Source organism: Roseiarcus sp. (genome assembly GCF_052145395.1).
Taxonomy (GTDB): Bacteria; Pseudomonadota; Alphaproteobacteria; order Rhizobiales; family Beijerinckiaceae; genus Roseiarcus.
In genome coordinates this window covers 1-2959 of sequence record NZ_JBKQOT010000667.1, presented here as the reverse complement: position 1 = coordinate 2959, position 2959 = coordinate 1, and the positions used below count along the sequence as shown (strand labels likewise).

At 66.6% G+C, this 2959-nt stretch carries 4 protein-coding genes; all 4 read left to right on the top strand.

The genetic code is table 11. The features are described 5' to 3' along the window. Positions 1–78: 78 nt before the first annotated feature. Positions 79–324: a biotin/lipoyl-containing protein gene (locus tag ACLP25_RS22935; RefSeq protein WP_442471449.1), complete on the top strand. Its 246-nt coding sequence runs from the start codon at positions 79–81 to the stop codon at positions 322–324. Beyond that, positions 321–1292: a thiamine pyrophosphate-dependent dehydrogenase E1 component subunit alpha gene (locus tag ACLP25_RS22930; RefSeq protein WP_442471448.1), complete on the top strand. Its 972-nt coding sequence runs from the start codon at positions 321–323 to the stop codon at positions 1290–1292. Before ACLP25_RS22935 ends, ACLP25_RS22930 begins: the two co-directional genes overlap by 4 nt. Continuing rightward, positions 1289–2305, top strand: coding sequence for an alpha-ketoacid dehydrogenase subunit beta (locus tag ACLP25_RS22925; protein ID WP_442471447.1), 1017 nt, complete (start codon positions 1289–1291; stop codon positions 2303–2305). Before ACLP25_RS22930 ends, ACLP25_RS22925 begins: the two co-directional genes overlap by 4 nt. Before the next feature lie 9 nt (positions 2306–2314). Further along, on the top strand, positions 2315–2959 hold a 645-nt coding region (locus ACLP25_RS22920), incomplete at its 3' end, for an FGGY family carbohydrate kinase (protein WP_442471446.1).

Here is a 2959-nt window from a genome sequence, read left to right as displayed (position 1 = left end):
GCACGACCGACGGCGTGTTTCGCGCCGACGAGGCGGAAACCTTTATTGCAGCGCATGAGCTTCCGATGGAGGTATGGCTTGCGGATTGACGTGAAGATGCCCGACCTTTCCGCCACAGAGGGCTCGGACATACTGGTCAAACGGTGGCTTGTGACGAAGGGCGCGCGGGTCAAGCGCGGGCAGCCGCTTCTCGAGGTCGAAACCGACAAGGCGACCATCGAGGTCGAATCGGTGGCGTCCGGGACCATTGCGGAGATTCTCGCTCAGCCGGACGTGAAGGTTGCGATCGGAGAGGTGATCGCTCGGATCGAGGTCGACGCATGAGCGCCTTGGAGCGAAGACTCGAACTCCTCGATCGCATGATCCGCATCCGCGAGTTCGAAGAGGGCGTGCGCTTCCTGTTCCTCGAAGGCTCCATGCCCGGCACCATCCACCAGTGCCAGGGCCAGGAGGCGACGGCGGTCGGCGTCTGCGCCGCATTGCGACCGGACGACTTCATCACTTCGACTTTCCGCGGCCACGGACACGCGATCGCGAAAGGGCTCGGCGAGCAGGAACTGCTGGACGAGCTGTTCGGCGCCTCGACCGGCTGCTGCAAGGGAAAGGGCGGATCGATGCATGTGGGGAACATGAGTAAGGGCATGGTTCCGGGCATCGCCATCGTTGGTGGCGGAATTCCACTGGCCGCAGGCATGGCGCTCGCGTTCAAGATGCGGAAGACCAATCAGGTCGTCGCCTGTTTCTTCGGCGACGGCGCGGTTGCCGAGGGCGCGTTCCACGAGGGCGTGAATATGGCGGCGATCTGGCGGTTGCCGGCGATCTTCGCCTGCGAGAACAATCTCTACGGCGCCTCGACCCGCATCGATCTGGTGATGAAGAATCCGCGTGTCGCTGATCGCGCCGTCTCATACGGCATCGCGGGCGAGACCGTGGACGGCAACGACGTCGAAGCGGTCCATGCGGCCACCGAACGCGCGGCGGCGCGATGCCGCGCCGGCGACGGCCCTGTTCTGCTTGAACTTCTGACTTATCGCCAGACTGGCCACTCGCGACGCGATCCTCGCCAGTACCAACCGGAGGCGGAGCGGAAGGCGTGGGCGGGGCGCGACCCGATCGAGATTTTCGCCGATCGCCTGCAGGCGGAGGGCGTGATCGACGAGGCGGGCGTCGAGCACATTCGGTCGCGAGCAACGCAGCGCTTCGCCGAGGCGGTGGAGAAGGCGCGCTCTGCGCCCCAGCCTTCCATCGACGATCTCGAAACCGACGTCTTCGCTGCGGAGGGCGCGCCATGAGGCGGCAAGGCATTGCCGAGGCCTTGCGCGACGCGATCGCCGAGGAGATGGAGCGGGACCCGTGCGTCTTCTGCATCGGCGAGGACATCGGGGTGCCGGGCGGATGGGGCGGCGCGTTCACCGTGACGCTCGGCCTCGAGAGGAAGTTCCCGGATCGCGTGATCAACACGCCGATCGCCGAGTTGGGCTTCTTCGGCGTCGCGACCGGCGCGGCGATCATGGGCATGCGGCCGATCGTCGACGTGCAGTACGGGGACTTCCTGTTCCTCGCCAGCGATCAGATCATCAACAACGCCGCGAAGCTGCGCTACATGTCGGGCGGACAGATTCGGACGCCGATGGTGATGCGGGCACCGGTCGGGGCGACCGGCCGCGGCGCCCAGCATGCTCAGAACATGGAGCGTTATTTCACCGGCGTTCCGGGCCTCAAGGTCGTCGCCCCTTCGAACGCTTATGACGCGAAGGGCCTGCTCAAGGCCGCGGTTCGCGACGACAATCCGGTAGTGGTTTTCGAGCACAAGCTCCTCTACGGCTCGAAGGGCGCGCGCGCGGAGCCCGGCGCGGTCGACGCGACGAGCGACATTCCAGATGGCGACTACGTCGTTCAGCTCGACAAGGCGTCAGTGATGAGAAAGGGGTCGGAGGTCAGCATCCTCGGCTGGCTCCTGACCGCGCATTTCGCCTTGCAGGCGGCCGAACAGCTTGCGGTCGAAGGGATCGACGCGGAAGCGATAGACGTCCGGGCGCTCGCGCCGCTCGACTTGTCGACACTGGTGGCGTCAGCGCGCAAGACCGGCCGCGTGCTGATCGTGGAGGAGGGTCCGAAGAGGGGCGGGGTCGGCGCGGAAATCGCCGCCTCCTTGTGCGAGCGCCTACCTGGCCTGCGCGTGACGCGTGTCGCGTCGGCGGACGTTCCGGTCCCCTTCGCGCCGCCGCTCGAGAACGCCTATCGGCCCAACGTCGTGCCGGTCGTCGCGGCGGCGCGAAGCCTTTGCCGAGGCGTCGGGTCCTGAGAGCGTAGCATGGCGGAGCGCCACATCATCGCCTTCGTCGCAGGGGGCACCGCGGTCAAGGCGGCGCTCTATGACGAGCGCGGCGTGGAACGCGCGGTGGCCGCCGTGGGGATAGCGCCCCTGCATCCGGCGCCGGGCTGCCTCGAACGCGATCCCGAGGCCATGTGGGCCTCCGTGTGCGAAGTCGCGCACAGGGTCCTATCCTCCTCGGGCGTCGCGCCGTCCTCAATCGTCGTCGTCGGCCTGACCGGCTACGGCAACGGTCTCTTTCTCGTTGACCGCGACGGAAACCCAGTCCGCAACGCCATCCTCTCAACGGATCAGCGGGCAAGAGCGATACTGGCGCGCTGGCGCGCCGGAGGGGCCGAGGCCCGGTCGATCCAGCGGACGTACAACGCGCAGTTTCCCGGCAAGCCACTGCCGCTGATCGCCTGGCTCGATGCGTACGAGCCAGAGGCGCTTCAACGCGCCGAACACGCACTCTTCTGCAAGGACTTTCTGCGCTTTCGTCTGACGGGCGAGATCGGGCTCGAAATTAGCGACATGTCTTCGGCGGGCCTCATCGATCAAGTCCTTCGCCGCTGGACGCCGGCCGCGCTCGATCCGTTCGGGCTCGGACGCTACGCAAGGCAGTGTCAGACCAAACGCTCGCCG

Coding starts and splice junctions, on each gene's coding strand:
- ACLP25_RS22930 (WP_442471448.1), top strand. CDS start 321: ATGAGCGCCTTGGAGCGAAGACTCGAACTCCTCGATCGCATGATCCGC.
- ACLP25_RS22925 (WP_442471447.1), top strand. CDS start 1,289: ATGAGGCGGCAAGGCATTGCCGAGGCCTTGCGCGACGCGATCGCCGAG.